Raw genomic sequence first — 26,391 nt, 5'->3', positions numbered from 1 at the left:
GACAATTCACCGAAGCCGATTGAATCGCGACCGAGAATGCACCTGAAACGGCAAGCAATGATGCTGGCTTCGGCCTTGACCGCGACGTTTGCCGCCGTCGGACCGGCTGAGGTGCATCCCCACGTCTTCGCCGAGGCCCGTCTCGAAGTGGTCCTCGGCCCGGATCACCAAACTGTGAAGGCATTGCGCCATGTCTGGCGCTTCGATGATTTGTTTTCGAGCACGGTGATGATGGAGTTCGACAAGAATTCCGACCTGAAACTCGACGACAAGGAGCTGAAGGATGTCGCCGACACGGTCCATGCCTCGCTTGCCGAATTCAACTATTTCCAGCTCGTCACCGTCGACGGCAAGGACGTGGCAATGACCCCGCCGCCGCATCTGATGGCCAATTTCGACAATGACCAGTTGATCATCCTGTTTGAGTCCGAACCGAAGGTGCCGATCAAACTGAGCGGCAAGATAGATATCGGCGTCTACGACCCGACCTTCTACACCGCGATCGATTTCACCGAGGATGCCAATCTGCAGGTCGATGGCTTGCCGCCGACCTGCACCAGCAAGGTTGTCCGCCCGAACCCGGACGAGGCGATCGCCCAGAACCAGAAGACCCTGACCGAGGCCTTCTTCAACGATCCGACAGGCACCGACATGAGCAAGATCTTTGCCACCAAACTTGAACTGACCTGTCAGCCGGAAGGATAGATCCAGTGACCAAACCGTCCCTGCGTTTGGCATTCGGTCTTCTGGCCGTCGCCCTTGTGATGACGCACTTTCTCGGCTCCGCCCACGCCCAGAGCTCACTCGGCATCGGCACCAATGACGGCATGGCTCCAACCGCCACCGGCCCGTTCGCCCACATCCTGATGTGGATCAATCTGCGCCAGCAGGAATTCTATCATGCGCTTGCCGGCGCTATGAAGGCGATGCGCCAGGACGGCAGCAAGTTGTGGCTGCTCATCGGCCTGTCCTTTGCCTACGGCATTTTCCACGCCGCCGGCCCCGGTCATGGCAAGGCGGTGATCTCGTCCTACATGGTGGCCAATGAAGTGGCGCTCCGGCGCGGCATCATGTTGTCCTTCGTCTCGGCCCTGCTGCAGGCGCTGACCGCGATCGTGGTGATGCTGGTGGCCTATTTCGTGCTGCGCGGCACTGCTGTGTCGATGACAGACGCCGCATGGTTCCTCGAAATCATGAGCTATGTCTTCGTCACTCTGTTCGGCGCCTGGCTGCTGTGGCGCAAGGCCGGCCCGGCCATCCTTCGCCTGTTCGGGGCAAGCCCCGGCTACAGCCTCTCGGCTGCCCATGCCGGCCATTCACATGCCGGCCATTCACATTCCGCGCATACCCATTCCGCGCATGCCCATGCGGCACATTCCCACACGCTTCAGGCCCACGATCATCATGACCATGCGCATGACCATCACGATCACGGCGCCCACGACCACGCCCATGCCGCGCACGATCACCACAGCCATGCCGCGGGCGAGGTCTGCGAGACCTGCGGGCACTCGCATGCGCCCGACCCGGCGCTGCTTTCCGGCGATCGCTTCGATTGGCGCACGGCCTGGTCGGCGGTGGCTGCGGTCGGTATCCGCCCCTGTTCCGGCGCGCTGATCGTGCTGAGCTTTGCGTTGTTGAATGGGCTATGGTTCGGCGGCATCCTGTCGGTGCTGGCCATGGCGCTCGGCACCGCAATCACCGTCTCGGCTCTGGCGACGCTTGCAGTAACGGCGAAGAACTGGGCGGTGTATTTCGCCGGCGATGGCCGCATGGGCAACCGCATCCATTCCTTCGTCGAGATCGGCGGCGCCGCCTTCGTCTTCCTGTTCGGCCTGCTGCTGCTCTCGGCCAGCCTGACTGGCGCCTGACCTCGTTGCGTCCGATCGGGGCGCTTTAACTAGGGATATTGCCCCCCAACTCGTCCTCGATATGGACGCGGATGATTTCGTCGAAGCTCGTTTCGGCGGCGAAGCCAAGCTCCCTCGAGCGCCGCGCCTCGAAGCGTGTCGGCCAGCCCTTGACGATCGCCCAGATCGTCTCGTCGGGCTCCTCGCGGATCAGTTTCACCGCCTTGGCGCCGCCAACGCGTTCCAGCGCTTCGATCTGCTCGCCGACGCTGACGGCGACGCCCGGCATCGTCAGGTTGCGGCGCGGGCCAACGGCGCTGCCGTCGATCTGAGCCGCATGGATCAGGAAATTCACCGCCGAACGCGGGCTGGCGTGTGTGTGGACGACCGAGCGCGGCACCGGCAGGATCGCTTCATGGCCGCTCAGCGGCTCGCGGATGATGCCGGAGAAGAAACCTGAGGCCGCCTTATTCGGCTTTCCCGGCCTGACGCAGATGGTCGGCAGCCTGATGCCGATGCCGTCGAAGAAACCGCGGCGCGTATAGTCGGCAAGCAGCGCCTCGCCGATCAGCTTCTGCGTGCCGTAGGAGGTCAGCGGCGTCGGGTGGAACTCGTCCGGAATGATGTCGGGAAACGGCGCGCCGAACACGGCGATTGACGAGGTGAAGACGAGACGCGGCGCAAATGCCGCCAGCCGGATGGCATCGAACAGCGCCCTTGTACCATCGAGATTGACGCGATAGCCGAGATCGAAATTGGCCTCCGCCTCACCCGACACCACGCCGGCGAGATGGAAGATCACGTCGGGTCGCGACGCGACCAGATTTGCCGTCGCCCCCGGCGCGGCAAGGTCACCGGTGTGGACGCTGATGTCGACGCCTTCGAGGACCGGCGCCTGCGGCGGCACAATGTCGTGAAGGTCGAGCGCGGCGATCTTGCGGCCGCCGAGCGTCCCGTCCTTGGCCAGGCGGGCGATGAGCTTGCGGCCGACCATGCCTGCCGCGCCTGTAATCAGAATGCGCATGTCATTTTCCTTTCTTGCGCTGGCTGCGGCTACGCAGCCAGAACACGACGAAGATTGCCACCATGAAGATCGCCGCGACGACGCCGGCAAGCACCGTCGAGACCTTGCCGACCGCCAGCATCACGGTTGGAAGGTAATAGGCTGCGATGCCGAACAGCAGCAAAACCCAGGCGGCGCCGATCGCCGCATTGCGGGTGTCGCGGTCCATCACGTGGTCCGAAGGTGGCAGGATTTCATGTCGATCGTTGCCAATACCAGGAACTCCCGAAGTCAGTGATAATGGCCGCGGTGCGGTGCCGTGTCATGCGCATGCTCGTGCTCGTCATCATGCTCATGGCTGTCTGCACATCGGCCGAATTCCGGTTCGACCGTGGCATGGGCTATGCCATGCTCCTGCGCAAGCCGCTTCTTGATCGCGCTGACCGCCATATGCGCATCGACGCCGTCATTGAGGCAGGCATGCAATGTTGCCATGTTGCTGGAGCCGTCGAGCGACCAGACATGCATGTGATGCACCTCGCGCACGCCCTTGACCGAGTCTTCGATATCCCTCGCGATCAGGTCGCGGTCGAGGCTTGCCGGCACGCCCTCGAGCAGGACGTGAGCTGCCTCGCGCATCAGTGACCAGGCCGTGGACAGGATCAGCAGCGAGACCAGGATCGACAGGATCGGATCGATGGGCGTCCAGCCCGTCGCCAGGATCACCAGCGCCGCGACGATCGCCGCTGCCGAGCCGAGCAGGTCGCCGAGCACGTGCAGGATGGCGCCGCGCATGTTCAGGCTGCCGCGGTCGCCGCCATGCAGCACGTAGAACGAGCCGAGATTGACCAGCAGGCCGGCGATCGCCACGACCAGCATCGGCCCGCCGAGCACCGGAACCGGCGCTTGCAAGCGGCCCAAAGCCTCGTAGACGATCCACAGCGCGATGACGAAGATGGCGATGCCGTTGGTGTAGGCGACCAGCGTCTTGACCCGGCCGAAGCCATAGGTGAGGCGCACGGTGGCCGGCCGGCTTGCAAGATGAAAGGCATACCAGGCAAGGCCGAGCGCGACGCAGTCGGCAAGCATATGGCCGGCATCCGCCAGCAGCGCCAGTGAGCCGGTGAAGATGGCGCCCAGCGTCTCCGCAACCATGAAGCCGGCGGTCAGGCAGGCAGCGATCAGCACGCGCTTCTTGTCGGTCGAGCCATGCACATGCCCAGCGCCGTGGCTGTGGTCGTGGCCTTGCGAAGCGTGGTCGTGGGTATGCGCCATCTATGAGCCCCTGCTAGAGCCTGATCCATCCCGGCAGAACCGGGATGGAAGCTCTATCTTCTTGTTTGACCATGATCTTATCCGAAAACCGGCGTCCACTTTTCGGGATCATGGTCAGGCGCCGAACTCGGCGCGAAAATCCTCGAGCCGCCGCTTCTGCTGGCCATCGCTGTCGAAGTTAGCCGGATCGAGCCACGCCTCATAGGCTCTGCGCAGATCAGGCCATTCTTTGTCGATGATCGAATACCACGCGGTATCGCGGTTTTCGCCCTTGACCACAAGATGCTGACGGAAAATGCCCTCGAACTTGAAGCCGAAACGTTCCGCAGCGCGCTTCGACGGCTCGTTGCGATTGTTGCATTTCCATTCGTAGCGGCGGTAGCCAAGCTCGTCGAAGACATATTTCATGAACAGGAATTGCGCTTCGGTCGCCGCCGGCTTGCGCGAGATCCGCGGCCCCCAATAGATGTTGCCGATCTCGATGACACCGTAAGCGGCGTCGATGCGCATCAGCGTCTGCCGCCCGGCGACCTTGCCGCTGGCCTTGTCGATGACGGTAAAGAACAGCGGGTCCTCACTGGCCTCGGCCTTGTCCAGCCATAGCTGGAAGGCGGCGCGGGTTTGCGGCGGATAGTCCGGCAACCAGGCGAAGCGGCCGTCGGCGTCGGCCACCGACGAGGCCTCGAACAGGCCGTCGCCGTGCTTTTCGGCGTTGAGCGGCTCCAGCCTGACAGTGCGCCCCTCCAGCACCTTGCGTTCCGGCCGCGGGCGCGGCTGCCAATTCTTGAGATTTTCCGACACCGAAAACTCCAATCTGTTTGACTTTTGCGGGCGGACGCTCACAAAAACGCACGCTCGCTGAAAGAACCACACGGACGGGAAAAATGCTCCACACGATTTCGGCCTTCGACCGCCTCGGCGAGGAAAATGCGTTCGCGGTGCTCGCGCGGGCGACATCATTGGCCCATCAGGGCCGCGACATCGTCAATCTGGGCATCGGCCAGCCCGACTTCAAGACGCCGCAGCATATCGTCGAGGCTGCGATCAAGGCGCTGCGCGACGGCCATCATGGCTACACGCCGGCCAATGGCCTGCTGGCGACGCGAGAAGCGGTGGTACGCCGCACGCTGGCCACCACCGGCGTCGAAATCTCGCCGGAAGCGGTGATGATCCTGCCCGGCGGCAAGCCGACCATGTTCGCGGCCATCCTGATGTTCGGCGAGCCGGGTGCCGAAATTCTCTATCCCGACCCCGGCTTTCCGATCTACCGCTCGATGATCGAGTTCACCGGTGCTGCCCCCATCCCGGTGCCGATGCGCGAGGAGAACGGCTTCGCCTTTTCCGCCGAGGAGACACTGGCGCTGATCACCCCGAAGACCAGGCTGCTGATCCTCAACTCGCCCGCCAATCCGACCGGCGGCGTCACCCCCCGCGACGAGATCGAAAAGCTGGTCAGGGGGCTGCAAGCGCACCCGGACGTCGCCATCCTCTCCGACGAGATCTACGATGTGATGACCTATGATGGCGAGACGCATTGCTCGCTGCTCGCCTTCCCCGAAATCCGTGACCGGCTGATCGTCCTCAACGGCTGGTCGAAGACCTGGGCGATGACCGGCTGGCGCATGGGCTGGTCGATCTGGCCGAACGGCGACAAGGGCGCGCATCTCTACGACAAGGTGCGCAAGCTGGCGGTCAATTGCTGGTCCTGCGTCAACGCACCGAGCCAGTATGCCGGCATAGCTGCCATCGACGGCCCGCAGGACGACGTCGACAGGATGATGCGCGCCTTCGACCGCCGCAGAAAGGTCGTGGTCGAAGGGCTGAATGCCTTGCCTGGCGTTTCCTGCATCACGCCGAAAGGCGCTTTCTATGCTTTCCCCAATGTTTCCAAAACCGGCTGGAAGGCCAAGAAGCTCGCCTCGGCGCTGCTCGAGGATGCCGGCGTGGCGCTGATCGGCGGCCCCGATTTCGGCATTCTCGGCGAAGGCTATGTCAGGCTGTCCTACGCCAATTCCGAGGAGAACATCCTGCGCGCGCTGGAGCGGATCGAGGCGTTCCTGGCCAAGTGAGGACGACGAAAGGAGACGCCATATGTTCTATGCCATTCTTGCCTATCACGAAGAAGAAGCGATTACGGCACTGACGCCTGAGCAGGATGCGGCGCTGATGACCGATCTTCTCCAGATCAACGATCGGCTCTACCGGCAAGGCACCCTTGGGCCGGCGGCCCGGCTCGGCGGGACACAAGACGCCTGTACCTTGCGCGGGCCAGGCACCGGAATGGTTATCGACGGCCCCTTCGCCGAGACCAAGGAACAATTGCTGGGGCTCTATGTCGTCGACTGCGCCAACCGTGACGCCGCCATCGACATTGCGCGCGATCTTCGCCGCGTCAATCCGACCGCGGTCTACGAAATCCGTCCGATTTCGCTCTATCTTCCCGGCGTGCCGCTTCCGGTCACGCGGCCCTGATTTAGGACCCGGTTGAGACTAACTTAGCCTCGCCCGACAAACGGCATCTTCGTCGCCATCACGGTCATGAACAGCACGTTGGCGTCGAGCGGCAGACTGGCCATATGGAGGACGGCATCGGCGACGCGCTCGACATCCATCACCGCTTCGGCGGCAATGGTGCCGTTGGCCTGCGGCACGCCGACCGTCATCGCTTGCGCCATGTCGGTCAGCGCGTTGCCGATGTCGATCTGGCCGCAAGCAATGTCGAAGGGCCTGCCGTCCAGCGCCAGCGTCTTGGTCAGCCCGGTGATGGCGTGCTTGGTCGCCGTATAGGGCACCGAGCCCGGCCGTGGCGCATAGGCCGATACCGAGCCGTTATTGATGATGCGGCCGCCCATCGGCTGCTGCCTGCGCATGGCGCCGAATGCGGCGCGAGCACACAGGAACGAGCCGGTGAGATTGACCCCGACGATTTCGTTCCACACTTCGACCGGGATGTCGTCGATCAATGTCGATTTGTAGCTCGTGCCGGCATTGTTGAAGAGCAGGTCGACGCGCCCGAAAGCCGCAGCCACCGTCTCGAACAGATCGTCGACCTGATCGGCCTTGCTGATGTCGCAAGCGAAAGCCAATGCCTTGGCCTGCGTCGGCCCGGCCGCGGCGATCGCCTCGTCCAGCACCGGCTTGCGGCGGCCGCAGAAGACCGTGTTCCAGCCGGCCTTGAGCAGCGCCGTGGCGACGCTTTTGCCGATGCCCGTGCCGGCGCCGGTGACGATGGCGGTTTTATAGTCGGTCATGGCTGTACTCCCTGAAAGGAATGAGCCATCGCAAATGACGGGAACCATGGCAAGCCGGCCCAAAGCCTGTGCTCACAAAAAGGGCGGCCATTGGCGACCGCCCCTGATCCGAACCGGGCTTGGGAGGAGAAACGCCGATCCGACTGTCTAAAATCATGCGCTTTCTCGATTAACGAGAAGCTAACGTCGGACGGCTATGTCGCAGTCCGCTTCTACCAGCGCGAATTGACGGCCGGCTTGGCTGCCTCGCCCGTGGCTGCTGCCGGCACCTTCGCCGCCGTCACCGTCGCCTCGACATGGTCGACCAGCGCATCCGGCAGGCCGAGACGGCCGGCAAGCAGGTCGAGATAGCCGCGTTCGGCCCGCGTGTCCGGATCGATGGCAAGACGCGAGGCGGTGTAGAGTTCCAGCTTTTGCGCATCGGTCTTGGCCCCGGCGATCAGCACGTCCAGATCGAGCGGCGCCTCCAGTTCCGCCATCAGGAATTTCTCCGCTTCGGCGCCGACGCCGGCGAGGCTGAGCTTGCCGGCGATCTTCTGCCGCTCTTCGTCATCGACGTGACCGTCGGCCTTCGCCGCCGAGATCATCGCCCTGACCAGCGTCAGCGTGAATTCGTCTTCGCCTTGCGGCGCTTGTGACGGATGGAAGGCGGTATCGGCCGGCGGCGGCAGCAATTCCGGTTCGCCGGCAGCTTGCGTCTCGGCCGGCGCGTTGCCGTTCTTGTAGTTCTGGTAAGCCTTGTAGGCGAGGCCGCCGATCGCAGCCAACCCGCCAAGCTTCACCGCAGCACCAGTGACCTGGCGGCCTGGGCCGGTTCCGAGCAGCACCGCGGCCAGCGCACCGGCGGCAAGCGGATTGTCCTTGGCCATCTGCACCGCCTGTCCGGCCTTGTCGCGGACTGTCGATCCGGTGCCGGGAACTTGCGAGCCGAGCAGATCGTCGAGGAGCTTCTTGGGATCGAACATCTATGCCTCCAGAATTGGCCCGGCCGAAGGTGCCCGGGCAGGTTTGCACGTCGAAGACCTAGGTCCCGCAGTTTGACATTACAATGACGGGGTGCATCCTTTTGCCCGAAGCCACGCATGACTTCGCACCGACATCTGCTGGGATTTCACGCGAAATCAAAGTGCTGCAGCCTCCTTCCGCGCCCAAAAAACACGCGAGGCTGTGGACATTGGATGGGTCGAAACCGCCCTCGACTTCGACTAATGTCGCGGCATGTCGTTTGAGAGGAGCCTGGCATGAGCGATGAGACAGACCGCCAGCCGGCACGCGATCCCCAGGAGCTGGAGCGCCTGCTGATTTCACGGCAATGGGTCGGAGACATTGACGGCATGGCGGCGCTTTTTGAGCCGCACGCAGTCATCGACAGCGGTGGCGGACAGCTGACGTTCGGCCGCGAAGCCATCCGGGCGCTGTTCGCGGAGATCACCGCAACCGGCCGAAAATTTCTGTCCGGAGATCAGCGTCCGGCCGTCATCAATGGCGACCTGGCGCTCACCTCGACCCAGCTTCCCGACGGCACGATCACCACCGAGGTCGCACGCCTGCAGAACGACGGGACATGGCTGTGGGTCATCGATCGCTTCTCTGTTGCCTGACGTGAAGTTGCTTCACGTGAGCTAACTTCCGATGTGGCGATCGCCGCGGGCTTGCGCCAGCTCGACCTGTCGCTGGCGCTCGGCATAGCGGGCGCGATCTTCATCCGAGCGGGCTTCGAAGCAATGCGGGCATGAAACGCCAGTAGCATATTTCGGCGACAGCCGGTCTTCTGCCGCCAGCGGATGCCGGCAGGCGCGGCAGAGTTCGGCCTCGCCTTCGAGCAGCCCCTGCGACACCGAAACGCGCTCGTCGAAGACGAAGCATTCGCCTTGCCACAGGCTCTGTTCGGCGGGCACGTCCTCGAGATATTTCAGAATGCCGCCCTTGAGGTGGAACACATCCTCGAAGCCGAGCGACTTCACATAGGCCGTCGCCTTCTCGCAGCGTATGCCGCCGGTGCAGAACATCGCGACCTTGCGCCCCTCGAGCTCATGCCGATGCTGCTCGACCCAGGCCGGGAATTCGCGGAAGCTGGTGGTGGCGGGATCGACAGCGCCCTTGAAGGTGCCGAGCGACACCTCGTAGGCGTTGCGCGTGTCGATGAAGATGGTGTCTGTATCCGAGATCAGTGCGTTCCAGTCGGCCGGCGCAACATAGGTGCCTGCACCTGCCGCCGGATCGATATTGTCCACGCCCATGGTGACGATCTCGCGCTTCAACCGCACCTTCATGCGGTGGAACGGCATCGTTGCGGCGTTGCTGTATTTGATCTCGAGGCTGGCGAGACCGTCGATGGATTCGAGATGATCGACGAGCGCGGCGATTGCCGCTTCACTGCCGGCGACCGTGCCGTTGATGCCCTCACGCGCCAACAGCAGCGTGCCCTTGATGCCGCGTGCGCAGCAGAAGGCGGCGAGCGGCGCGCGCAGCGCCTCGAAGGTGTCGAGCCGGGCGAAGCGGTAAAGCGCGGCAACGCGGAAGGCTTGGCTGGGCAGTGTCATCACCAAGCCACTAAACGCTCACGACAGCCGGATCAAGGCAGAGCCGGGAGCGGTCTGACCGCGGGTGCGTTTCGAACACCACGCGTGACATCGCGACACGCCGCGTTTCGTGGACAGAAAAACCGCCTTCTGCTAACCGGTCGACTTGATCAACAGAGGAGAGACGACGAATGCCCAGCACGACCGAAAAGCTCCTGTCGCTCCTCAACGGCCAGCCGGTCATACCGGTGCTGAAGATCAACAATGTTGCCGACGCGGTGCCGCTGGCCCGCGCGCTGGCCCGCGGCGGCCTGCCGGCGATCGAAATCACGCTGCGCACCGCCGACGCGCTGGAGGCGATCCGCCGGGTGGCGGGCGAGATTGAAGACGCGGTCGTTGGCGCCGGCACCATCCTGGACGCCCGCCAGTTTGGCGAGGCGGCGGCCGCCGGTTCGAAGTTCATCGTCAGCCCCGGCATCACCCGCGAGCTTCTCGCGGCAGCCAAGGACAGCGATGTGCCGTTGCTGCCTGGCGCCATCACGCCGGGCGAGGTCATGGCCGCTCGCGAAGCCGGCCTGCGTTTTCTGAAATTCTTCCCGGCCGAACAGTCGGGCGGCATTGCCTCGCTCAAGGCCTTCGCCTCGCCGCTTGCCGACGTGAAATTCTGCCCGACCGGCGGTATCACCGGCAAGAATGCCGCCGACTATCTCAGCCTGCCCAACGTCATCTGCGTCGGCGGTTCCTGGGTGGCGCCGGACGATCTGGTCAAGGCCGGCAAATGGGACGAGATCGAAGCCTTGGCGCGCGCCGCAAGCAAGCTCGGGCGCTAGCCTTCCGCGTGTAGGCCCGCAAATCTGGCCTGCTGCCGATGTGATTTGCCGGCTGGTTCCGCTCATGGCATCCCGGTTGCGGCAAGGATGCAGGATGGGGATTCGCCAAGCCGAGGCAGCCGTCGCACTGGTTCTGTTTCGAGCACCGCGCAGACGGCGAGCGCTTCCTTTAAGACCTCAGGGATGATCTAATTCAATCGGAGATTCCCTCTCATGGCCCCAGACAAGACACGCCTTCAACGATAATGAGCCTTTTGACTCGACTCATCGCCCTCGCCGCCAGCGCGGCGTTTTTGCCTTCGGCGTCTTATGCGGATTTACGCAACGATCAGCAAATTGAAGAGGCATGTTACCCCATGGCTGCGGCTAACGAAGCGCTGGCCAGGATGCTCGCCTTTCAGGGGACGTGGAGCCTCGTGGTCAAGATGCCCCACAAACGCGAGGTGAGGCAGCATGAAGAGATGATCGTTGAAAATGGCATCGCGTACAAGCGGAGGGCACCTTACGGGCCTTGGCGCAGCACGCCGTACAGTATCGTTGACAATGTCCGCCGTGGGGATTGTCACCGGTTGCGCGAAGAGGTGCTGGATGGTGTCAACACGGTAGTTATCTCCTATAGGAAACATAACCCCGAGTATGACCCGCGATTTTATCGCTGCACGATCTGGCTTGAGATTCCAGAATACAGGAACCGGAAATCGGATTGCGTGAGCGTTGATCCCGTACAGGTTGTAGAGATAAAAATAGGCTGGTCCTATCGGACGGACATCAAGGCACCAGTGGCGCCGCCATGACACAAAGGAAAACGTCAAGGTCGAGGCGCACATGGCTATCCCGTGCGCCATGATGAGAGCTGGTCGGCCGAGGCTGACATGCCCGCTGTGACCTCGTCGCCCGTGCAGTCCGATCATCGTGCGATTGTGATCTTTGCTTTCCTATGGCTTAGCGGGTTGATCTGGATCGGTGTTAATACCTTTCTCGATCGGCAAGATGCGCGCACATTTATCTACTCGAGCACCGAATACCGATGCATCGCCGCTGTCACCGGCAACAAGGTAAGGGTACGATGGAGCACACTCAAAAATCTACGAGATCCCAGCACCGGTTTTACTGTTGGGACAATCGTCGAAAAACCAGGCATGAACTGCATCCCTGACGGAGATGCAGTCTCGTATGCCATGCTTCCATTGAGCGGCGGCAATTCACTCGCTGCCATTCGCATAAGGGGCCGAGAGGTGAAAGCTGAGTTCCGGCGATCCGGCCAGTGGGCCGACATAACGAACGCCACAGGGACCGAGCGATGGCGGAATGATGGGGACGGTTATCGCAGGATCAGCCCTTAACGATCGCCGGCCGAATGACATGCATGGACGGGTGGTCAAAGTTGCTCTATGGACCGTTGCCGGTGAATGAGGGCGAGGCGCTTGCAAAGGCGATCATCGAAACGGTCGAGAGATTAACCCGCGGGGCGAATTGACGGCGCGCCTTGATCAAGGCCGAATTGCCACTCCCGAGCCGTACAGTTGCACACCAAGGCGATCGTTCTTCCGCCACCGGACCACCGCCTGATAGGTGGCTCCGTCCTCAGGGATGAACAGCACAAAACGATCCGGGACCAAGGCATCAGCAGCGACCCGCAGTTCGGCGCCTCTCTCATGCTGATTGCAGACCGAGCAGCTTATGTCCATGTCCCGACGCCCAGTGGTTATGGTCGCGTCCTTCAGAACAGGCGTTCTCTGGTGAAGGCGGCGGTCAGGTTTAGGGTCGGTAGGGCCCATAGATGCAGTCCTTGTCTTTAAAGCCAGAGATGTATGGACCCGCGATTTGAGCGATCCGAAATGGCTCGCCAAAGTCGATGCAGCGAATCCGATCAAGCGGGTGTGCTCCGAAGTGAGCGAGCAGCGCTTCGCCTTTGCAAAGAAGCTGCATTCGCTCGAACTCCTCAAGCACCGGATGGAAAACGGTAGCGCGGATTTGAAAGAGCTTTGCGATTATGTCACCGACTTGGTCGAAGGATCGAAGATCGCCCTCGAAAGGCGGGGTGATTGACGGCTTTTCGTGGTGGCGCCCCTTACTTCGCCCTCGCGATTTCCTTGGCGAGATCGCCGACCTCTCGGCGCATATCGCCCAGTTCGTCGACGATGCGGTTGCCGACCTCGATCATGCGGTACATGGCCTGACGTGGTGGAACCGGTGTTATCGCCTACGCTGAGCGGCATCCATATTAAGCCAATGTTATGTTAGATCCAGAAGGTCAAACTCATGATCAAAATAAGTATTTGATGTTACTAACAATTTCTGGTTCCCGCTCATGGGCTCGAACCACGATTCACGCCTTCAAAGGGCGCTGTCCTACCATTAGACGAAGCGGGAGAATGCCGACCAGTGGTTAGCATCCCGGGACGAAGGAAGCCAGTGCCGGCGGTGGAGGCCGCGCGAGGTGCCCAGCGCGGCCTTTACCATATTTGCCGGGCGCGGCCTACTCTGTCTTGAAGCGGGCCACCGACATGAACTTGACGGCCTTGCCGGTGAACCGGTTGGCGTCGGCCATTTCGTTGCCCGGCTGGAAGCCCACGGTATAGACCTCGCTCGGTGCCATACGGACGAAGTCGTAGGCGTAGCGCGGCGCCGTTGTCGCATCTGAAACGGTTGCGACATACTCACCGCTGTGCAGCGCCCACCGGGCGGCCTGCGGCGCGGCGGCGACCACCACCGGCTTGGGGCCGGGCTTCAGGTCGCGGGCGGTGGCCCTGGGTTCCTTGCGTGTGGTCTTCACGCCTGCACCGATGACGGCAGCCGGATCGGAGCCTGCCGGGCGGGCAACGATGGCCTCGCGCGGCGATGCCCCGTCGCTCGATGCGCCGTCGTCGTTCGCCGGTTCCTCAAACACCGATGCTTGCTCGGAAAGCGACGCGACCTTGTATTCGTCGGTCGCGCTGACCCGTTCCAGAACGGCCTTGACCTCGTCGGGCTGCGAACTGTCTGGCCGCGCCGACGGCAATACGGAGAATGCGTCGGTGGCGGTGTTGCTCCGCTCGGCCGCACTCGCCAGCGCCAGCAACACTTGCTTGTCCTGCGGCGCAAGACCCGCCTGCGAAAGATCGGCCGGCAGCGAATGATCGGGCCGCCAGCTCGGCACCGGAATGGTGTTGGCCGCGACCTGCACCGGGCCGGCCGCGGCAGACGGGTCTGCCACGCCGAACGGAACGTTTTCAGGTGCCACGCTTGCCGGCGCCACGCTTGCCGACGCTTGCGCGGTCGCCACCGCCTGTTCGGTCGATCCAGCCGCATCCGCCACGCCGAACGGAACGTTTTCAGGCGGCCGGGCGCCGACGTCCGTCTTCGGGCGCGGAGCAAAATCCGGCAGCGGAATGCTGCGCGCCGGCAATGCCGCGATGATCGTCTCCGGTGTGTCATTCTCCGGTTCTGGCGCAGGCGCCGGAGCATCGGCGACTTCCGGAATCTCGGCGCGCTTGGCATCCTGAGGCGCCACGATGGCAATGCCAGGCAGGTTGCCGCTCTTGGCGGACGGCGCCGGCTTCACGTTACGGGGCTTTGGCGCTGGCTCGGCCATCGCCACATCGGCGCTGTCGTCCGCCTCGTCGTCGCCGCCGCCGAAGAAGGCTGCCAGGAACCCGCGGGATTTTTTTGCACCGCCGCTTGCGCTGGCCAGTTCGATGGCCGGCGCGCCGGCGCCCTTGCGGGCCTTATAGGAGGCGAGCGCCTGTTGATAACCAGGCAGCGGCTTGCCGTCGCTCGGTACATGCAGCGTCTTGCCGTTGGGGAATACGCGCGCCAGTTCCTGGCGGCTGATGCCGGGCCAGTGGCGCACATTGCCGACATCCATATGCACGAAGGGCGAGCCGGAGCTGGGATAGTAGCCGACGCCGCCGCCCTGCATCCTGAGGCCGATGTCGCGCAGCTTCTTCAGCGGGACGCCGGGAATGTAGAAATCCATCGCCCTGCCGAGCATGTGCTGGCTCTTCTCGGCGACGCCCCTGCTGCGGCTGCGCAGCATCGAATTCGTGGCCGGCGAACGATAGCCGCAGACGACCTGAATGTAATCGGTGGCGCCGCTCTCCCGATACGCCTCCCAGACCAAGTCCAGCAGGCGCGGATCCATCTTGGTCGGCTCGTTGCGACGCCAGTCGCGCAGGATGATGTTGATCTTTCGCAAGCCCGCCTGGTCGTAGCGGCCATTGCGCTTGTAGACGATCTCCGCCTTTTCATGCGTGTGGAGATGATAGAGCTTCAGCGAACGTGTCTCGGCACTGGCGCCGGTTGCCGCCGCTGCAAGGAACCCGGCGGCAACAATCACCGCTGCCAGCCATCTCGGCCAGACGCTCATGTGATAATGCCGCCCGTTTTTGTGTCGTTCGATTCTGTTCAAATCAAAAGGCCTTGCAGGCTGCCGTTTTGTCCCCGGATTTGACCAAACGGATGCGTGGTGTATGCATCCGAATATCGATCCTAATGGTTAATCATCGCTTATTGAAGCCGAAATGCGGTAACACGGTGGCGATATCCCGCCAAAAATATTGCGCAGGATATCTTGGTAAACCGCTGGTTTAGATCATGTTTTGGCGCCAGACCGAAACACGATCTGTTACCGCCCGCCTTAATACGTGAACACTGCGGCGGATACCTCGTTTCGAGGCGTGCTTGCTTCGAATGGATGCCCGGATGAGAACCGGCTTGGCCCTGTGACTCAGGAAGCGAGCCGTTCGACGCGGCCGGTTTCCGGGTCGATGCCATATTCCTTGAGCTTGCGGTAGAGCGTCGACCGGCCGATGCCGAGGCGGCGGGCGACTTCGCTCATCTGGCCGTTGTAGTGGTCGATGGCGAGCTTGATCATTTCGAGTTCGACGTCGGCCAGAGCACGCACATTGCCGCGCTCGTCGAGCGCCCGCAGCGTGCCGAAGCGAGGCCTGGCCGGCGCGTCGGGATCGGCGGTTGCTATGCCGCCGGCGGCCGGCAAGTTGTCGCGCGGCTGGCTGCCCGAAGCCAAGCCGGAAGCTGGCCACCCTGGAGCTGGCCCCCTTGAAGCTGGCCCCCCTGAATCTGCCAAGGCGATACCCGAATCGAGATTGACCGTGCCCTCGACCTGCGCCCGGATCTGCGGGAATTCTTCTTCGGTCAGCATGTCGCCGTCGGCAAGCACCGAAGCCCGGAAGATGGCGTTTTCGAGCTGCCTTATGTTGCCCGGCCAGTCATAGGCCTGCAGCATGGCAAGCGCCGCAGCCGAGATGCCTCGCAGACGGTGGCGCGGATCGGTGGGCGCCACCTTCTCCATGAAGTGCTCGACCAGATAGGGGATGTCGTCGCGACGGTCGCGCAGTGGCGGCACGAAGATCGGATAGACGTTCAGCCGGTAGAACAGGTCCTCGCGGAACTTGCCGTCCTTGACCTGCTGCAGCAGGTTGCGATGGGTTGCCGATATCAGCCTGATGTCGACCCTGACGGTCGAGCGCCCGCCAACCGGATCGACTTCGCCGTCCTGCACGGCGCGCAGCAGCTTGACCTGCACATCGAGCGGCAGGTCGCCGATTTCGTCAAGGAACAGCGTGCCGGTGTGCGCTTCGACGAACTTGCCGGTATGTTTTTCGGTGGCGCCGGTGAACGAGCCCTTCTCGTGTCCGAACAGGATCGATTCGACCAGATTGTCGGGGATGGCGCCGCAATTGACGGTGACGAAGGGTTTCGAGCGGCGGTCGCCGCTGCCCTGGATGGCGCGCGCCACCAGTTCCTTGCCGACGCCGGATTCACCTTCGATCAGGATCGGAATGTTGGAGCCCGCCGCCTTGCGGCCGAGCCGGATCACCCGATCCATTGCCGGACTTTGAGTGATCATGTCCTTGAACGTCAGATGGCCGCCGCGCTGCCGTGACGAGCGCTTCACTTCGCCTTCGAGCGCCTCGACCTTGAGGGCGTTGCCGATCGACGCCTGCAGCCTGTCGGGAGAGGCCGGCTTGACGACGAAGTCGAAGGCGCCGTGACGCATTGCCGAAACGACGGTTTCGATGCCGCCCTGCGCGGTCTGCACGATGACCGGAATGTGGATGCCGCGCTCGCGCATCGCCTTCAGCACGCCGATGCCGTCGAGCCCGGGCATCATCAGGTCGAGGATGACCACCGACACGTCGCGCGCATTGGGTCCGTCGACGAGATCGAGACCGGCCTCACCGCCATCGGCGACGATCGCGGTGTGGCCGAATTTCGTCACCGCCGCCTCGAGCAGCCTGCGCTGCACGGGATCGTCATCGACTATGAGTATGGAAGCTGCCATGACTGATCCGACCGTGCCCGCCCGAGAATGCGCCCTATGGATCATCTTGGCACAGGGTTCTAAATAAGCTTTCAAAAAACCCGGTGAATGAATTCCTTAGCATTTGACCGGCTTCTCGTTTCCTCGAATTTTTGTGTCTGGAAGGATCGGCAATGCGCATGGTTTTTGCTCGAAAGCTGGCGGCGGCGCCCGGTCAGGGCGTAGCGGAGCTTGGCGACCTGCCGGAATGGAATCTGGCCGATCTCTATTCGGGCATGGAAGCGCCCGAGCTGAAGCGCGACATCGCCAAGGCCGCCGCCGATGCCATCGCCTTCGAGAGCCGTTGGAAAGGCACGCTCGCCGCCGAGGCCGGGCGTGGCAGCGCCGGCAGACTGGGCGAGGCGCTTCAGGCCTATGAAGCGCTGGAGGAGCTGATCGGCCGCATCGTCTCCTATGCAGGCCTTGTCTATGCCGGCAACACGTCGGATCCGCAGCGCGCCAAGCTCTATGGCGACACCCAGGAAAAGATGACCGATGCCAGCGCGCACCTGCTGTTTTTCGCGCTCGAGCTGAACCTCATCGACGATGGCGCGATCGAAACCTCACTCGCCGCCGATCCGGCCTTCGCCCATTACCGGCCCTGGGTGCTCGATTTGCGCAAGGACAAGCCCTATCAGCTCGAAGACCGCATCGAGCAGCTCTTCCACGAAAAGTCGATCACCGGGCGCGGGGCCTGGAACCGCCTGTTCGACGAGACGATGACCGATTTGCGCTTCGACGTCGACGGCGAGGAGCTGACGCTGGAGCCGGCACTCAATCGTCTGCAGGACGCCGATGGCGAGGTGCGCCGCCGGGCGTCCGAGGCGCTGGCCACGACCTTCCGCAAGAATTTGCGCGTCTTTACGCTGGTCACCAACACGCTGGCCAAGGACAAGGAGATCTCCGACCGCTGGCGCGGCTTCGAGGACATTGCCGATTCCCGCCATCTCGCCAACCGCGTCGAACGCAGCGTGGTGGATGCACTCGCCGCCGCGGTTCGCGACGCCTATCCGCGCCTGTCGCATCGCTATTATGCGATGAAGGCGCGCTGGCTCGGCATGGAGGTGATGAACCATTGGGACCGCAATGCGCCCCTGCCGGAGACCCCGCAGGCGGTCATCGGCTGGGACGAGGCCAAGAACACCGTCCTTTCCGCCTACCAGCAATTTTCACCCGACATGGCGGAGATCGCCAGAACTTTCTTCGACCGCAACTGGATCGATGCACCGGTGAGACCCGGCAAGTCGCCTGGTGCCTTCGCCCATCCGACCGTGCCTTCGGCGCATCCCTATGTGCTGCTCAACTATATGGGCAAGCCGCGCGACGTGATGACGCTGGCGCACGAGCTCGGCCACGGCGTGCACCAGGTGCTGGCCGGCGGCCAGGGCGCCTTGATGGCGTCGACGCCGCTGACGCTGGCCGAAACCGCATCGGTATTCGGTGAGATGCTGACCTTCCGCTCGCTGCTCGAGCAGACCACCGACAAGCGCGAACGCAAGGCCATGCTCGCCCAGAAGGTCGAGGACATGATCAACACGGTCGTGCGCCAGATCGCCTTCTACGAGTTCGAGCGCAAGGTGCATGCCGAGCGCAAGAGCGGCGAATTGACCTCCGACAAACTCGGCCAGTTCTGGCTGGAAGTGCAGGCCGAAAGCCTCGGGCCGGCGATCAAGCTGCGCGACGGGTACGAGGTTTTCTGGACCTATATCCCGCACTTCATCCACTCGCCTTTCTACGTCTATGCCTATGCATTCGGCGATTGCCTGGTGAACTCGCTCTACGCGGTCTACCAGAACGCCGAGCGCGGCTTTCAGGAGAAATATTTTGCCATGCTGCGCGCCGGCGGCACCAAGCATCATTCCGAGCTTCTGGCGCCGTTCGGCCTCGACGCGGCCGACCCTGCCTTCTGGCAGATCGGGCTTGGCGTGATCAGCGGACTGATCGACGAGCTGGAAGCACTGGACAATTGATGCGCAACATTGGGTGATGCGCAACACTGGGTGATGCGCAACACCGGGTGACCGGGTTTTCCAGAACAGTTTAGCTGCAATGCATATTGGCGACGATTCTATTCTTGTCTTGGATATTTGTTCTTAAATAACTTTCCATGGAAGTTTTCCGTTAGATTCCCGTAAGCTGTATGATAGCGTCCGCCCTCAAGCTCGGCCGGGCACGAATGGATCCCGTCGGAAACTCCCGACCGGTCATGGCGTGTCGGCGGATGCGACAACGGTTGTTGGCCAGGGGCAAACCGGTCGCCGACAGCTCGATCGAAGCCGGCTGTTCTGCAAATTGCGGAATCACCATCGAATGGTCCTTCGCCGAGGTCATGGCTCCACAGGCCAGGGCGGACGGATCGGACTGGAGAGAGAAAGACAATGGGCACTTTTTTCTACATGCTCCTGGCGTTCTTGGTAGGTGTGTTGGTTGGCTGGTTCATTTGGGGACGCCTGCGTGGCGAACTCGACAGTTTGCGCGGCGATCTCGATCGCACGCGCAGCGAACGTGACAGATTGCGGGCCGATAGCGACCGTCTGACCGGTGAGTTGGATGCATGCGGCCGCGCCCGCGCCGATCTCGAACGCCGGCTGGGCGAGGCGAAACCCACCCAGGCGCCAACCGCGAAGGCGGCAACAGCCAAGGCGCCAGCCGCCAAGGCCGGCGCGACCAAGGCGGCGATGCAGGCGCCGTCAACCCTGATGTCGACATCCGCACCAGCCAAACCGGCGCCGAAGAAATCTCCGACGGCAAAGGCCGTGACCGCGCCACGCGCAAGTGCCGCGAAAACGGCAACGCCGAAACCGCCTGCATCGAAAGCGAGCGCCGCGCCCCGGAGCGCGCCGGCGGCAAGCAAGGCTGCGCCAGCGGCAAGCAAGACCGCGTCGGCGGCGAGCAAGGCCCCGCCAGCTGCAAAGAAAGCCGCGAGCGGCAAGGCAACAGCCACTGCCCCAGGCAAAGCCAACGATCTGCGTCGCCTGATCGGCATCGGCCCGACCAACGAGCGGCTGCTCAAAGGGCTTGGGGTCACGACCTATGCCCAGATCGCCGCCTGGACACCCGACGATGTCAAGCGGATCGAGGCGACGTTGAATTTCGACGGCCGCATCGAACGTGAACGCTGGATCGAGCAGGCGAAACTGCTTGCCGCCGGTGACGAGAAGGAATTTGCGCGCCGCTTCCCGACCGCGGGAGAAGCCAGCAATACCTGATCCATGGCAAGACGGCATCTGGAACAAGGCGGCGCCCTCTGGCGCCGCTTTTGTTTTTTGCCGCCGCGCCTTTGCGTCTTGAGACGCCGTTCCCTCGATTGCGCACGGTCGAGCCCCCATATAGATCGATCGCTGGTGACCGCAGCATCCGAGCCTTATGTCCCTGCCCCTGCCCTTTGCAATCTTCCGGAACGACGAGACCGCGCGTCAGCTCGTTTTCGACCGGCCGGCCGAGATAATCGCAGCGCATTGCGAGGCGGACTTTTTGCCGGCCCTGGAAGCAGTGCAGGCCGCACATGACGGCGGCAAATGGCTGGCCGGCTATTTCTCCTACGAGGCCGGTTACCTGCTCGAACCCAAGCTCGTTCCGCTGCTGCCGGCCGGCCGCCGCGCCCCGCTTTTCTGCGTCGGCGTGTTCAACGCGCCGGTCGAAGAGACGGTCGCGCCGGGCGATCTGCCGGCTAGCAACGGCCCGATCTTCGACGCCAAGGCGGCCTGGTCTTCGGACGACTACGCCAAACGCTTTGCCAGGCTGCATGACCACATCCGCAAGGGCGACTGCTATCAGGGCAACCTGACCTTTCCGGTCCATGCGCAATGGTCGGGCGATCCGCTGGTCGCCTTCAACGCGCTGACCGAACGCCAGCCGGTGAAGTACGGGGCGCTGATCGCGTTCGGCGATCCGATCGTCTTGTCGCGTTCGCCCGAACTGTTCTTCGACGTCGACGCGGAAGGCATGATCGAGACGCATCCGATGAAGGGCACCGCGCCGCGCGGGGCAACAAAAGCCGAAGACGACCGCCTGAAAGCGTTCTTGCGCAACGACGAGAAGAACCAGGCCGAGAACCGGATGATTGTCGATCTCCTGCGCAACGACATCTCACTGATCAGCGAGGTTGGCACGCTCGATGTGCCGGAGCTTTTCCGCATCGAGAGCTACCCGACCGTCCACCAGATGGTGAGCCGCGTGCGGGCAAAACTTTTGCCCGGCCTCGCAATCCGCCAGATTTTCGCCGCGCTGTTCCCCTGCGGTTCGATCACCGGCGCGCCGAAGATCCGCGCCATGGAGATCCTGCGTGAGCTGGAAACTGGCCCGCGCGATGTATATTGCGGCGCCATAGGCTGGATCGCGCCCGGCGGCCGGATGCGCTTTTCCGTGGCGATCCGCACCATCTCGCTCTTTGCCAATGGCGAGGCGGTCTACAATGTCGGCGGTGGCGTCGTCTTCGATTCGACGGCCGAAGAGGAGTACCAGGAGTGTCTGCTGAAAGCCCGTTTCGCGACGGGAACACTGCCGATTTCGAACTGATCGAAACAATGCGCTGGGAACCTGGCTCGGGTTTCCTCCGTTTCGACCGCCATCTCGCGCGGCTTTACGGCTCGGCAAACGAACTCGGCTTCGCCTGCGATCCGCAAAGGGTCGGCGAAGCGCTGATGAATGCGGATGGTCACCAACAGATCGCGTTGCGCACACGCCTCGTCCTGTCACGCAATGGCGAGGTTGCGGTTTCGGTGCAGCCCTACGAGCCGCTTGCCGCAGACAAGGTCTGGACACTGCAGCTGGCACGGGTGCGGCTTGATTCGAGCAACACGCTGCTGCGTCACAAGACCAGCCGCCGACAAACCTTTACGCGCGCCCGCGCCGAATATCTTGCCAGCCGGGCCGACGAGGTGCTGCTCGCCAATGAGCGCGGCGAAATCTGCGAGGGCACGATCACTAACGTCTTTGCCGATCTCGGCGACGGCGTGCTGGCCACGCCGCGGCTCGATTGCGGCCTGCTGCCTGGCGTCCTGCGCGGTGAACTGCTGGATCAAGGCCGTGCCGGTGAAGCGGTCTACACGTGGAACGAACTGAAATCGGCCAAGGCGCTGTTCGTCGGCAACTCGCTGCGCGGATTGATCCCGGCGCGGCTGGGCTGAAGCATCGGGAGACAACAATGTTCGTGGTTTCGCTGAACTACAAGGTGCCGCTGACCGAGATCGACCGCCTTCAGCAAGCGCATGTCGAGTGGCTGAAGGCCTGCTATGCGCAAGGCATCTTTGTCGCCTCCGGGCCGAAGCGGCCAAGGACCGGCGGCATCATCATCGCGCGCGGTCCACGCGAGGAGCTCGATGCCAGACTGGCTGACGATCCCTTCGCCAAGGCAGGTGCCGCCGACTACGAAATCACCGAATTCACGGCGAGAATGGCCACTGCCGCACTGGAAGCCTACAAAGAAGCATGAGTTTCCGCCCACCGACCCACACACCCTATGACGGCTCGTCGAAACTGTTCACCATCGGGCTGAAGCCGCTCAATCTCGATAGCTGGATCGAGGTCGACGAATATCTGCTGCCCTATCTTGCCGAGAAACGCCGGCTTTATGCGGAAATTCCCGACAAGGTTTTTGTCGAGGAGCAAGCCACGCGCGACGCCCAGCGCGAAGTGCTCGACCTGCTCGGTGCGCATCTGGCGGCGAACTTTCCTCAGACCCACAGGCGTACCGACAACGCGATCGAGGTGATCGGCGGCACCGACAATCTCGAAGGCCCAGGCACCGCAGCTTCTTTCAGCGATGTGCCGCTTGTCGCGGCCTCGTTGCTTGTCCAGGAGGATTTGATCCTGATGCGCCGCGACGAGAGCGGCTGGCGCCTGGCGGCCGGCTCGCTCTGCTTCCCGTCGTCATGGTCGCTGACCGAAAAATTCGGCAAGCCGCTGCAGCAGATCCACGCGCCGGTACCGGGTTTCGGCCCAGGCACACGCCCGGCCGATCTCATCAACGGCATGTTCGACGGCCTCCAGGGCCAAGCCGTCGAGCGCTACAACTGGTCGATCCAGGCGGGCGACGCGCTCTACCATCCGCTCTCCAACCTCGAGCGCATCGATCGCGCCAGCAGTCGCCCGTCGAGATTCCCGGACGGCGACATCGACGCCCATGCCTTTATTCGCGTCGAGCGGCAGACGCTGAGAAAGCTCCCCGTTTCGGGCGACATACTCTTCACCATCCGCATCCATCTCGACCCGCTCGCCGTGCTGGAGCGCCACCCCGACCACGCGGCGCTCGCAGCGTCCTTGGCCGAACAACTTCTGGCGCTGGACGAGGCACAGCTCGACTACAAGGGGATGACCGCCGACCGTGACCGGCTGACGGAACGACTGAAAGTCATGGCTTGGGGAAACAATGATCCAGCATCTTAGCAGGCCGGTCACGTTCATGGCCGCGATCCTGGTACTGTCGACAGCAGCCGAGGCGGAGCCGGTGACTTATGCCGGCAAGCTTGGAAAAAGCGATATCGTCGTCGAATTCACCGGCGACCCCGCGGCCGCCGACGGCCCGCTGGCCGGCCGCTACTTCTTCCGCTCGAAGGGCGTCGACATCCCGCTGCAAGCCAGGTCGCGGAAGAGCAGCAAGTTCGAACTGGCCGAGGAGGAGGCATGCGGCGCCGATAATTGCGATGACGGAAAGGCCGCGCCGATCGCCGCTGTGTGGCGCCTGGCCTTATCCAGTAACGGCAAGACCCTTGAAGGCAGCTGGAACGGAAAGAAGGCGCTGCCGCTCAGATTGGAACGGGTCGCAAGTCGGCAAGTGAGCGAGAATGAGCCCAGCACCCCGCTCGATCTCTACGATTTCAGCTTCATGAAGTTCTTCGGCAATGACACGCCGCTCACCATGGAAACGTCTCCCTATGACTATCTGCGGATGGACACTCAGCTTGATATCGGCAAGACCACTGGTTGGCCGGACGCAACCTACCGCTATGTCGTCGACCCCCGCACCAAATTCGCCACGCCGCGCATCGTCGAACTGTCCGGCAACGTTCCGATCGAGGCCGCGAATGCTCTGCTGCAGGACAGGCACTGGCGCGCAAACATCGGCGCACTGGGCTGCGTGGCTGCGCAATACGCCGGTTTCAACGAAGGCGGGCCGATTGACGGTGTGAACGACGGCACGCTCGGCGGCTATGAGGACAGCACATTCGAAGTGAGCTCGCTGACGCCGCGGCTGATGAGCTGGCGGGAGTCCGGCAGCATCTTCTGCGGCGGAGCGCATCCGACCAACTATTCGGACGCCTACATCATGGATGTGCGGCGCGGCGTCCTGCTTGGCCTTCAGGACATTTTCTCGGATACGGTGGATGGCAAGCCCGGTCCTTCCCTGGCCTCCTTCGTCAAGCAGCGGCGCAAGAAACCGACCGATCAGACCGACATCGATCACGAAGCCGAATGCGGCATGGACGATCTCATCGGCGAATATCTGGCGGTCAGCCTCTGGCGTGAGGGCGACAAGCAGGTTCTGGTGTTCGGGCTCCAGACCCTGCCGCATGCCATCCAGGCCTGCGCCGACGATCTGCTGGAACTGCCAGTCGCCGAGGCACGTGACCTCTTCAAGCCTGAATTCGCGAGACTGGTCGAGCCATAGCCGGGATGGCGCGGCGTGAGGCCGGCCGGCCGCTTTTCGCTTTATTGTGACAATGATCTATGGTTTGTCGCGCCGCGGCCAAGCCGCTGTTCCGAAGCGTTTTTTGAGGGAGTAATCGATAAATGGCGAATGAAAACTGGCTCGTCTACGGTGAGATCACCGGCCCTGTGGTGATGATCGGCTTCGGCTCGATCGGACGGGGAACGCTGCCGCTGATCGAGCGCCATTTCAAATTCGACAAGTCGCGCATGACGGTCATCGACCCGCGCGACACCGACCGCAAATTGCTCGACGAGCGCGGCATCACCTTCATGCAGGATGCGGTGACCAAAAAGAATTACAAGAAGCTGCTGACACCGCTTTTGACCAATGGCAGCGGCCAGGGCTTTTGCGTCAACCTGTCGGTCGACACTTCCTCGCTCGAGTTGATGAAGCTCTGCCGCAAGCTTGGCGTCCTCTATATCGACACGGTGGTCGAGCCCTGGCTCGGCTTTTATTTCGACGAAAAGGCCGACAACGCCTCACGCACCAATTATGCGCTGCGCGAGACCGTGCGTACTGAAATCGCGAAGAACCCGGGCGGCACTACGGCGATCTCATGCTGCGGCGCCAATCCCGGCATGGTCTCGTGGTTCGTCAAGCAGGCACTGGTCAACCTCGCCACAGATCTTGGCCTCGACTTCGCGGAACCCACGCAGCACGATCGCGAAGGCTGGGCCAGGCTGATGAAGAAGGCCGGCGTCAAGGGCATCCATATCGCCGAGCGCGACACCCAGCGCACCAAGAAACCCAAGCCGATGAACGTGTTTTGGAACACCTGGTCGGTCGAAGGCTTCATTTCGGAAGGCCTGCAGCCGGCCGAGCTCGGTTGGGGCACGCATGAGACGTGGATGCCGAAGAACGCCAAAAAGCACAAGAACGGCTCGAAGGCCGCGATCTTTCTGGAGCAGCCCGGCGCCAACACGCGCGTGCGCACATGGTGCCCGACGTCCGGTCCGCAATACGGATTCCTGGTGACGCATAATGAGGCGATTTCGATTGCCGATTTCTTCACGTTGCACAGCAAGAAAGGCAAGGTGGAGTACCGGCCGACCTGCCATTACGCCTATCATCCCTGCAACGACGCCGTGCTGTCGCTGCACGAGATGTTCGGTGCCGCCGGCGAGGCTCAGCCCGTACATCACGTGCTCGACGAAAACGAACTGGTCGATGGCATCGACGAGCTCGGCGTGCTGCTCTACGGCCACGCCAAGAACGCCTACTGGTACGGCTCGCAGCTGTCGCTGGCCGAGGCGCGCAAGCTGGCGCCCTACCAGAACGCCACCGGTATGCAGGTCACGTCGGCGGTGCTGGCCGGCATGGTCTGGGCGCTGGAAAATCCGGAGGCCGGCATCGTCGAAGCCGACGAGATGGATTACAAGCGCTGCCTCGACGTGCAGAACCCCTATCTGGGGCCGGTCAGGAGCTATTATTCGGACTGGACACCGCTCGACAATCGGCCTGGTCTGTTTCCCGAGGACCTCGACACCAAAGACCCGTGGCAATTCCGCAACATCCTCGTTCGATAGCAGCGTTACCTCAACACTCCGCCAGCTTGCAATCGCCCGGAAATCGGGCGATTGAAGAGGGGCGGCCTAGAGCGACGTGCGTCCATTTGGACGCACAAGATACGCTCTAGCACTTTGAATGCGCGCATCGTGCTTTCCGAAAATCGGATCGATTTTCGGGCCGATGCGAGAGGAGAGGA

Annotated in this window: 25 protein-coding genes and 1 tRNA gene; 16 read left to right on the top strand and 10 right to left on the bottom strand. The window is 62.7% G+C overall.

The window, feature by feature from the left end; translation table 11 throughout:
- Positions 1-36 precede the first annotated feature (36 nt).
- The gene (locus NKI19_RS00400) at positions 37-705 is read left to right on the top strand and encodes a DUF1007 family protein (protein ID WP_352564924.1); all 669 of its coding nucleotides are present in this window, start codon (positions 37-39) and stop codon (positions 703-705) included.
- Positions 702-1,871: a nickel/cobalt transporter gene (locus tag NKI19_RS00395; protein WP_352565158.1), complete on the top strand. Its 1,170-nt coding sequence runs from the start codon at positions 702-704 to the stop codon at positions 1,869-1,871. The genes NKI19_RS00400 and NKI19_RS00395 overlap by 4 nt, the downstream gene beginning before the upstream one ends.
- A 25-nt stretch (positions 1,872-1,896) precedes the next feature.
- Here the strand turns inward: NKI19_RS00395 and denD are convergent, their stop codons facing one another.
- The 4 genes from denD to NKI19_RS00375 form a co-directional block, all read right to left on the bottom strand.
- Positions 1,897-2,874, bottom strand: a complete 978-nt coding sequence (denD, locus tag NKI19_RS00390; RefSeq protein ID WP_352564922.1) for a D-erythronate dehydrogenase — start codon at positions 2,872-2,874, stop codon at positions 1,897-1,899.
- A gap of 1 nt (position 2,875) precedes the next feature.
- Entirely contained in the window at positions 2,876-3,082 is a 207-nt protein-coding gene (locus tag NKI19_RS00385; RefSeq protein ID WP_352448198.1) for a hypothetical protein, read from the bottom strand.
- Between the two features lie 62 nt (positions 3,083-3,144).
- On the bottom strand, positions 3,145-4,128 hold the full coding sequence (locus NKI19_RS00380) for a cation diffusion facilitator family transporter (protein WP_352564920.1): 984 nt from the start codon (positions 4,126-4,128) through the stop codon (positions 3,145-3,147).
- Between the two features lie 114 nt (positions 4,129-4,242).
- A complete protein-coding gene (locus tag NKI19_RS00375; RefSeq protein WP_352564918.1) occupies positions 4,243-4,929 on the bottom strand; it encodes a GNAT family N-acetyltransferase in 687 nt (228 codons plus the stop codon).
- Positions 4,930-5,012: 83 nt separating this feature from the next.
- On the opposite strand from NKI19_RS00375, the gene NKI19_RS00370 reads away from it, so the two are divergent.
- Both NKI19_RS00370 and NKI19_RS00365 read left to right on the top strand, forming a co-directional pair.
- Positions 5,013-6,197 carry a pyridoxal phosphate-dependent aminotransferase gene (locus NKI19_RS00370; RefSeq protein ID WP_352564916.1) on the top strand — a complete coding sequence of 395 codons (1,185 nt, stop codon included), beginning with the start codon at positions 5,013-5,015 and terminating at the stop codon, positions 6,195-6,197.
- A 22-nt stretch (positions 6,198-6,219) separates the two neighbouring features.
- Positions 6,220-6,600, top strand: coding sequence for a YciI family protein (locus tag NKI19_RS00365; protein ID WP_352564914.1), 381 nt, complete (start codon positions 6,220-6,222; stop codon positions 6,598-6,600).
- A 23-nt stretch (positions 6,601-6,623) separates the two neighbouring features.
- Here the strand turns inward: NKI19_RS00365 and NKI19_RS00360 are convergent, their stop codons facing one another.
- Both NKI19_RS00360 and NKI19_RS00355 read right to left on the bottom strand, forming a co-directional pair.
- Positions 6,624-7,379, bottom strand: a complete 756-nt coding sequence (locus NKI19_RS00360) for an SDR family oxidoreductase (RefSeq protein WP_352564912.1) — start codon at positions 7,377-7,379, stop codon at positions 6,624-6,626.
- Between the two features lie 212 nt (positions 7,380-7,591).
- Positions 7,592-8,344 (bottom strand): tellurite resistance TerB family protein, encoded by a 753-nt coding sequence (locus tag NKI19_RS00355; RefSeq protein ID WP_352564910.1) that lies wholly within the window; start codon positions 8,342-8,344, stop codon positions 7,592-7,594.
- 276 nt (positions 8,345-8,620) lie between these two features.
- Between NKI19_RS00355 and NKI19_RS00350 the strand changes: the two genes are divergently transcribed.
- Positions 8,621-8,980 carry a YybH family protein gene (locus NKI19_RS00350; RefSeq protein ID WP_352564908.1) on the top strand — a complete coding sequence of 120 codons (360 nt, stop codon included), beginning with the start codon at positions 8,621-8,623 and terminating at the stop codon, positions 8,978-8,980.
- Between the two features lie 21 nt (positions 8,981-9,001).
- Here NKI19_RS00350 and trhO read toward each other — a convergent pair whose 3' ends face one another.
- Entirely contained in the window at positions 9,002-9,922 is a 921-nt protein-coding gene (gene trhO, locus NKI19_RS00345; protein ID WP_473599496.1) for an oxygen-dependent tRNA uridine(34) hydroxylase TrhO, read from the bottom strand.
- A 170-nt stretch (positions 9,923-10,092) separates the two neighbouring features.
- Between trhO and NKI19_RS00340 the strand changes: the two genes are divergently transcribed.
- The 3 genes from NKI19_RS00340 to NKI19_RS00330 all read left to right on the top strand — a co-directional run bounded on the left by NKI19_RS00340 (position 10,093) and on the right by NKI19_RS00330 (position 12,780).
- Positions 10,093-10,731 (top strand): 2-dehydro-3-deoxy-phosphogluconate aldolase, encoded by a 639-nt coding sequence (locus tag NKI19_RS00340; RefSeq protein WP_352564904.1) that lies wholly within the window; start codon positions 10,093-10,095, stop codon positions 10,729-10,731.
- A gap of 245 nt (positions 10,732-10,976) precedes the next feature.
- Complete coding sequence (locus NKI19_RS00335) at positions 10,977-11,525, top strand: hypothetical protein (RefSeq protein WP_352488760.1); 549 nt, start codon at positions 10,977-10,979, stop codon at positions 11,523-11,525.
- A 1,030-nt stretch (positions 11,526-12,555) separates the two neighbouring features.
- Entirely contained in the window at positions 12,556-12,780 is a 225-nt protein-coding gene (locus NKI19_RS00330; RefSeq protein ID WP_352488759.1) for an HAD family hydrolase, read from the top strand.
- Positions 12,781-13,030: 250 nt separating this feature from the next.
- Here the strand turns inward: NKI19_RS00330 and NKI19_RS00325 are convergent.
- From NKI19_RS00325 to NKI19_RS00315, 3 genes are all read right to left on the bottom strand, one after another.
- Positions 13,031-13,104, bottom strand: a tRNA-Gln gene (locus NKI19_RS00325).
- A gap of 106 nt (positions 13,105-13,210) precedes the next feature.
- The gene (gene mepK / locus NKI19_RS00320; RefSeq protein ID WP_352564902.1) at positions 13,211-15,079 is read right to left on the bottom strand and encodes a peptidoglycan L,D-endopeptidase MepK; all 1,869 of its coding nucleotides are present in this window, start codon (positions 15,077-15,079) and stop codon (positions 13,211-13,213) included.
- 360 nt (positions 15,080-15,439) lie between these two features.
- The gene (locus tag NKI19_RS00315; RefSeq protein WP_352488757.1) at positions 15,440-17,017 is read right to left on the bottom strand and encodes a sigma-54-dependent transcriptional regulator; all 1,578 of its coding nucleotides are present in this window, start codon (positions 17,015-17,017) and stop codon (positions 15,440-15,442) included.
- A 152-nt stretch (positions 17,018-17,169) separates the two neighbouring features.
- On the opposite strand from NKI19_RS00315, the gene NKI19_RS00310 reads away from it, so the two are divergent.
- The 8 genes from NKI19_RS00310 (at position 17,170) to NKI19_RS00275 (ending at position 26,212) form a co-directional block, all read left to right on the top strand.
- Positions 17,170-19,005 (top strand): M3 family oligoendopeptidase, encoded by a 1,836-nt coding sequence (locus NKI19_RS00310; protein ID WP_352488756.1) that lies wholly within the window; start codon positions 17,170-17,172, stop codon positions 19,003-19,005.
- 408 nt (positions 19,006-19,413) lie between these two features.
- Positions 19,414-20,244, top strand: coding sequence for a helix-hairpin-helix domain-containing protein (locus NKI19_RS00305; RefSeq protein ID WP_352488755.1), 831 nt, complete (start codon positions 19,414-19,416; stop codon positions 20,242-20,244).
- Positions 20,245-20,401: 157 nt separating this feature from the next.
- The gene (locus NKI19_RS00300) at positions 20,402-21,553 is read left to right on the top strand and encodes an aminodeoxychorismate synthase component I (RefSeq protein ID WP_352488754.1); all 1,152 of its coding nucleotides are present in this window, start codon (positions 20,402-20,404) and stop codon (positions 21,551-21,553) included.
- Positions 21,502-22,164, top strand: coding sequence for an aminotransferase class IV family protein (locus NKI19_RS00295; protein WP_352488752.1), 663 nt, complete (start codon positions 21,502-21,504; stop codon positions 22,162-22,164). The genes NKI19_RS00300 and NKI19_RS00295 overlap by 52 nt, the downstream gene beginning before the upstream one ends.
- 17 nt (positions 22,165-22,181) lie before the next feature.
- On the top strand, positions 22,182-22,469 hold the full coding sequence (locus NKI19_RS00290; RefSeq protein ID WP_292662929.1) for a YciI family protein: 288 nt from the start codon (positions 22,182-22,184) through the stop codon (positions 22,467-22,469).
- Positions 22,466-23,422, top strand: a complete 957-nt coding sequence (locus NKI19_RS00285; RefSeq protein WP_352564900.1) for a heme-dependent oxidative N-demethylase family protein — start codon at positions 22,466-22,468, stop codon at positions 23,420-23,422. The genes NKI19_RS00290 and NKI19_RS00285 overlap by 4 nt, the downstream gene beginning before the upstream one ends.
- On the top strand, positions 23,406-24,644 hold the full coding sequence (locus NKI19_RS00280) for a hypothetical protein (protein ID WP_352488750.1): 1,239 nt from the start codon (positions 23,406-23,408) through the stop codon (positions 24,642-24,644). Before NKI19_RS00285 ends, NKI19_RS00280 begins: the two co-directional genes overlap by 17 nt.
- 122 nt (positions 24,645-24,766) lie before the next feature.
- Entirely contained in the window at positions 24,767-26,212 is a 1,446-nt protein-coding gene (locus NKI19_RS00275) for a homospermidine synthase (protein ID WP_352564898.1), read from the top strand.
- Positions 26,213-26,391 lie beyond the last annotated feature (179 nt).

Source organism: Mesorhizobium sp. M0751, from assembly GCF_040320265.1.
Lineage (GTDB): Bacteria > Pseudomonadota > Alphaproteobacteria > Rhizobiales > Rhizobiaceae > Mesorhizobium.
Note: the sequence above shows the minus strand (reverse complement) of the source record. Positions and strands in the feature narration are given on the sequence as shown.

Excerpts from the sequence above, each read along its gene's own strand:
- NKI19_RS00400 (WP_352564924.1), top strand. The coding sequence starts at position 37 with ATGCACCTGAAACGGCAAGCAATGATGCTGGCTTCGGCCTTGACCGCG.
- denD (WP_352564922.1), bottom strand. The coding sequence starts at position 2,874 with ATGCGCATTCTGATTACAGGCGCGGCAGGCATGGTCGGCCGCAAGCTC.
- NKI19_RS00385 (WP_352448198.1), bottom strand. The coding sequence starts at position 3,082 with ATGGACCGCGACACCCGCAATGCGGCGATCGGCGCCGCCTGGGTTTTG.
- NKI19_RS00380 (WP_352564920.1), bottom strand. The coding sequence starts at position 4,128 with ATGGCGCATACCCACGACCACGCTTCGCAAGGCCACGACCACAGCCAC.
- NKI19_RS00370 (WP_352564916.1), top strand. The coding sequence starts at position 5,013 with ATGCTCCACACGATTTCGGCCTTCGACCGCCTCGGCGAGGAAAATGCG.
- NKI19_RS00365 (WP_352564914.1), top strand. The coding sequence starts at position 6,220 with ATGTTCTATGCCATTCTTGCCTATCACGAAGAAGAAGCGATTACGGCA.
- NKI19_RS00360 (WP_352564912.1), bottom strand. The coding sequence starts at position 7,379 with ATGACCGACTATAAAACCGCCATCGTCACCGGCGCCGGCACGGGCATC.
- NKI19_RS00355 (WP_352564910.1), bottom strand. The coding sequence starts at position 8,344 with ATGTTCGATCCCAAGAAGCTCCTCGACGATCTGCTCGGCTCGCAAGTT.
- NKI19_RS00350 (WP_352564908.1), top strand. The coding sequence starts at position 8,621 with ATGAGCGATGAGACAGACCGCCAGCCGGCACGCGATCCCCAGGAGCTG.
- trhO (WP_473599496.1), bottom strand. The coding sequence starts at position 9,922 with ATGACACTGCCCAGCCAAGCCTTCCGCGTTGCCGCGCTTTACCGCTTC.
- NKI19_RS00340 (WP_352564904.1), top strand. The coding sequence starts at position 10,093 with ATGCCCAGCACGACCGAAAAGCTCCTGTCGCTCCTCAACGGCCAGCCG.
- NKI19_RS00335 (WP_352488760.1), top strand. The coding sequence starts at position 10,977 with ATGAGCCTTTTGACTCGACTCATCGCCCTCGCCGCCAGCGCGGCGTTT.
- mepK (WP_352564902.1), bottom strand. The coding sequence starts at position 15,079 with ATGAGCGTCTGGCCGAGATGGCTGGCAGCGGTGATTGTTGCCGCCGGG.
- NKI19_RS00315 (WP_352488757.1), bottom strand. The coding sequence starts at position 17,017 with ATGGCAGCTTCCATACTCATAGTCGATGACGATCCCGTGCAGCGCAGG.
- NKI19_RS00310 (WP_352488756.1), top strand. The coding sequence starts at position 17,170 with ATGCGCATGGTTTTTGCTCGAAAGCTGGCGGCGGCGCCCGGTCAGGGC.
- NKI19_RS00305 (WP_352488755.1), top strand. The coding sequence starts at position 19,414 with ATGGGCACTTTTTTCTACATGCTCCTGGCGTTCTTGGTAGGTGTGTTG.
- NKI19_RS00300 (WP_352488754.1), top strand. The coding sequence starts at position 20,402 with ATGTCCCTGCCCCTGCCCTTTGCAATCTTCCGGAACGACGAGACCGCG.
- NKI19_RS00290 (WP_292662929.1), top strand. The coding sequence starts at position 22,182 with ATGTTCGTGGTTTCGCTGAACTACAAGGTGCCGCTGACCGAGATCGAC.
- NKI19_RS00285 (WP_352564900.1), top strand. The coding sequence starts at position 22,466 with ATGAGTTTCCGCCCACCGACCCACACACCCTATGACGGCTCGTCGAAA.
- NKI19_RS00280 (WP_352488750.1), top strand. The coding sequence starts at position 23,406 with ATGATCCAGCATCTTAGCAGGCCGGTCACGTTCATGGCCGCGATCCTG.
- NKI19_RS00275 (WP_352564898.1), top strand. The coding sequence starts at position 24,767 with ATGGCGAATGAAAACTGGCTCGTCTACGGTGAGATCACCGGCCCTGTG.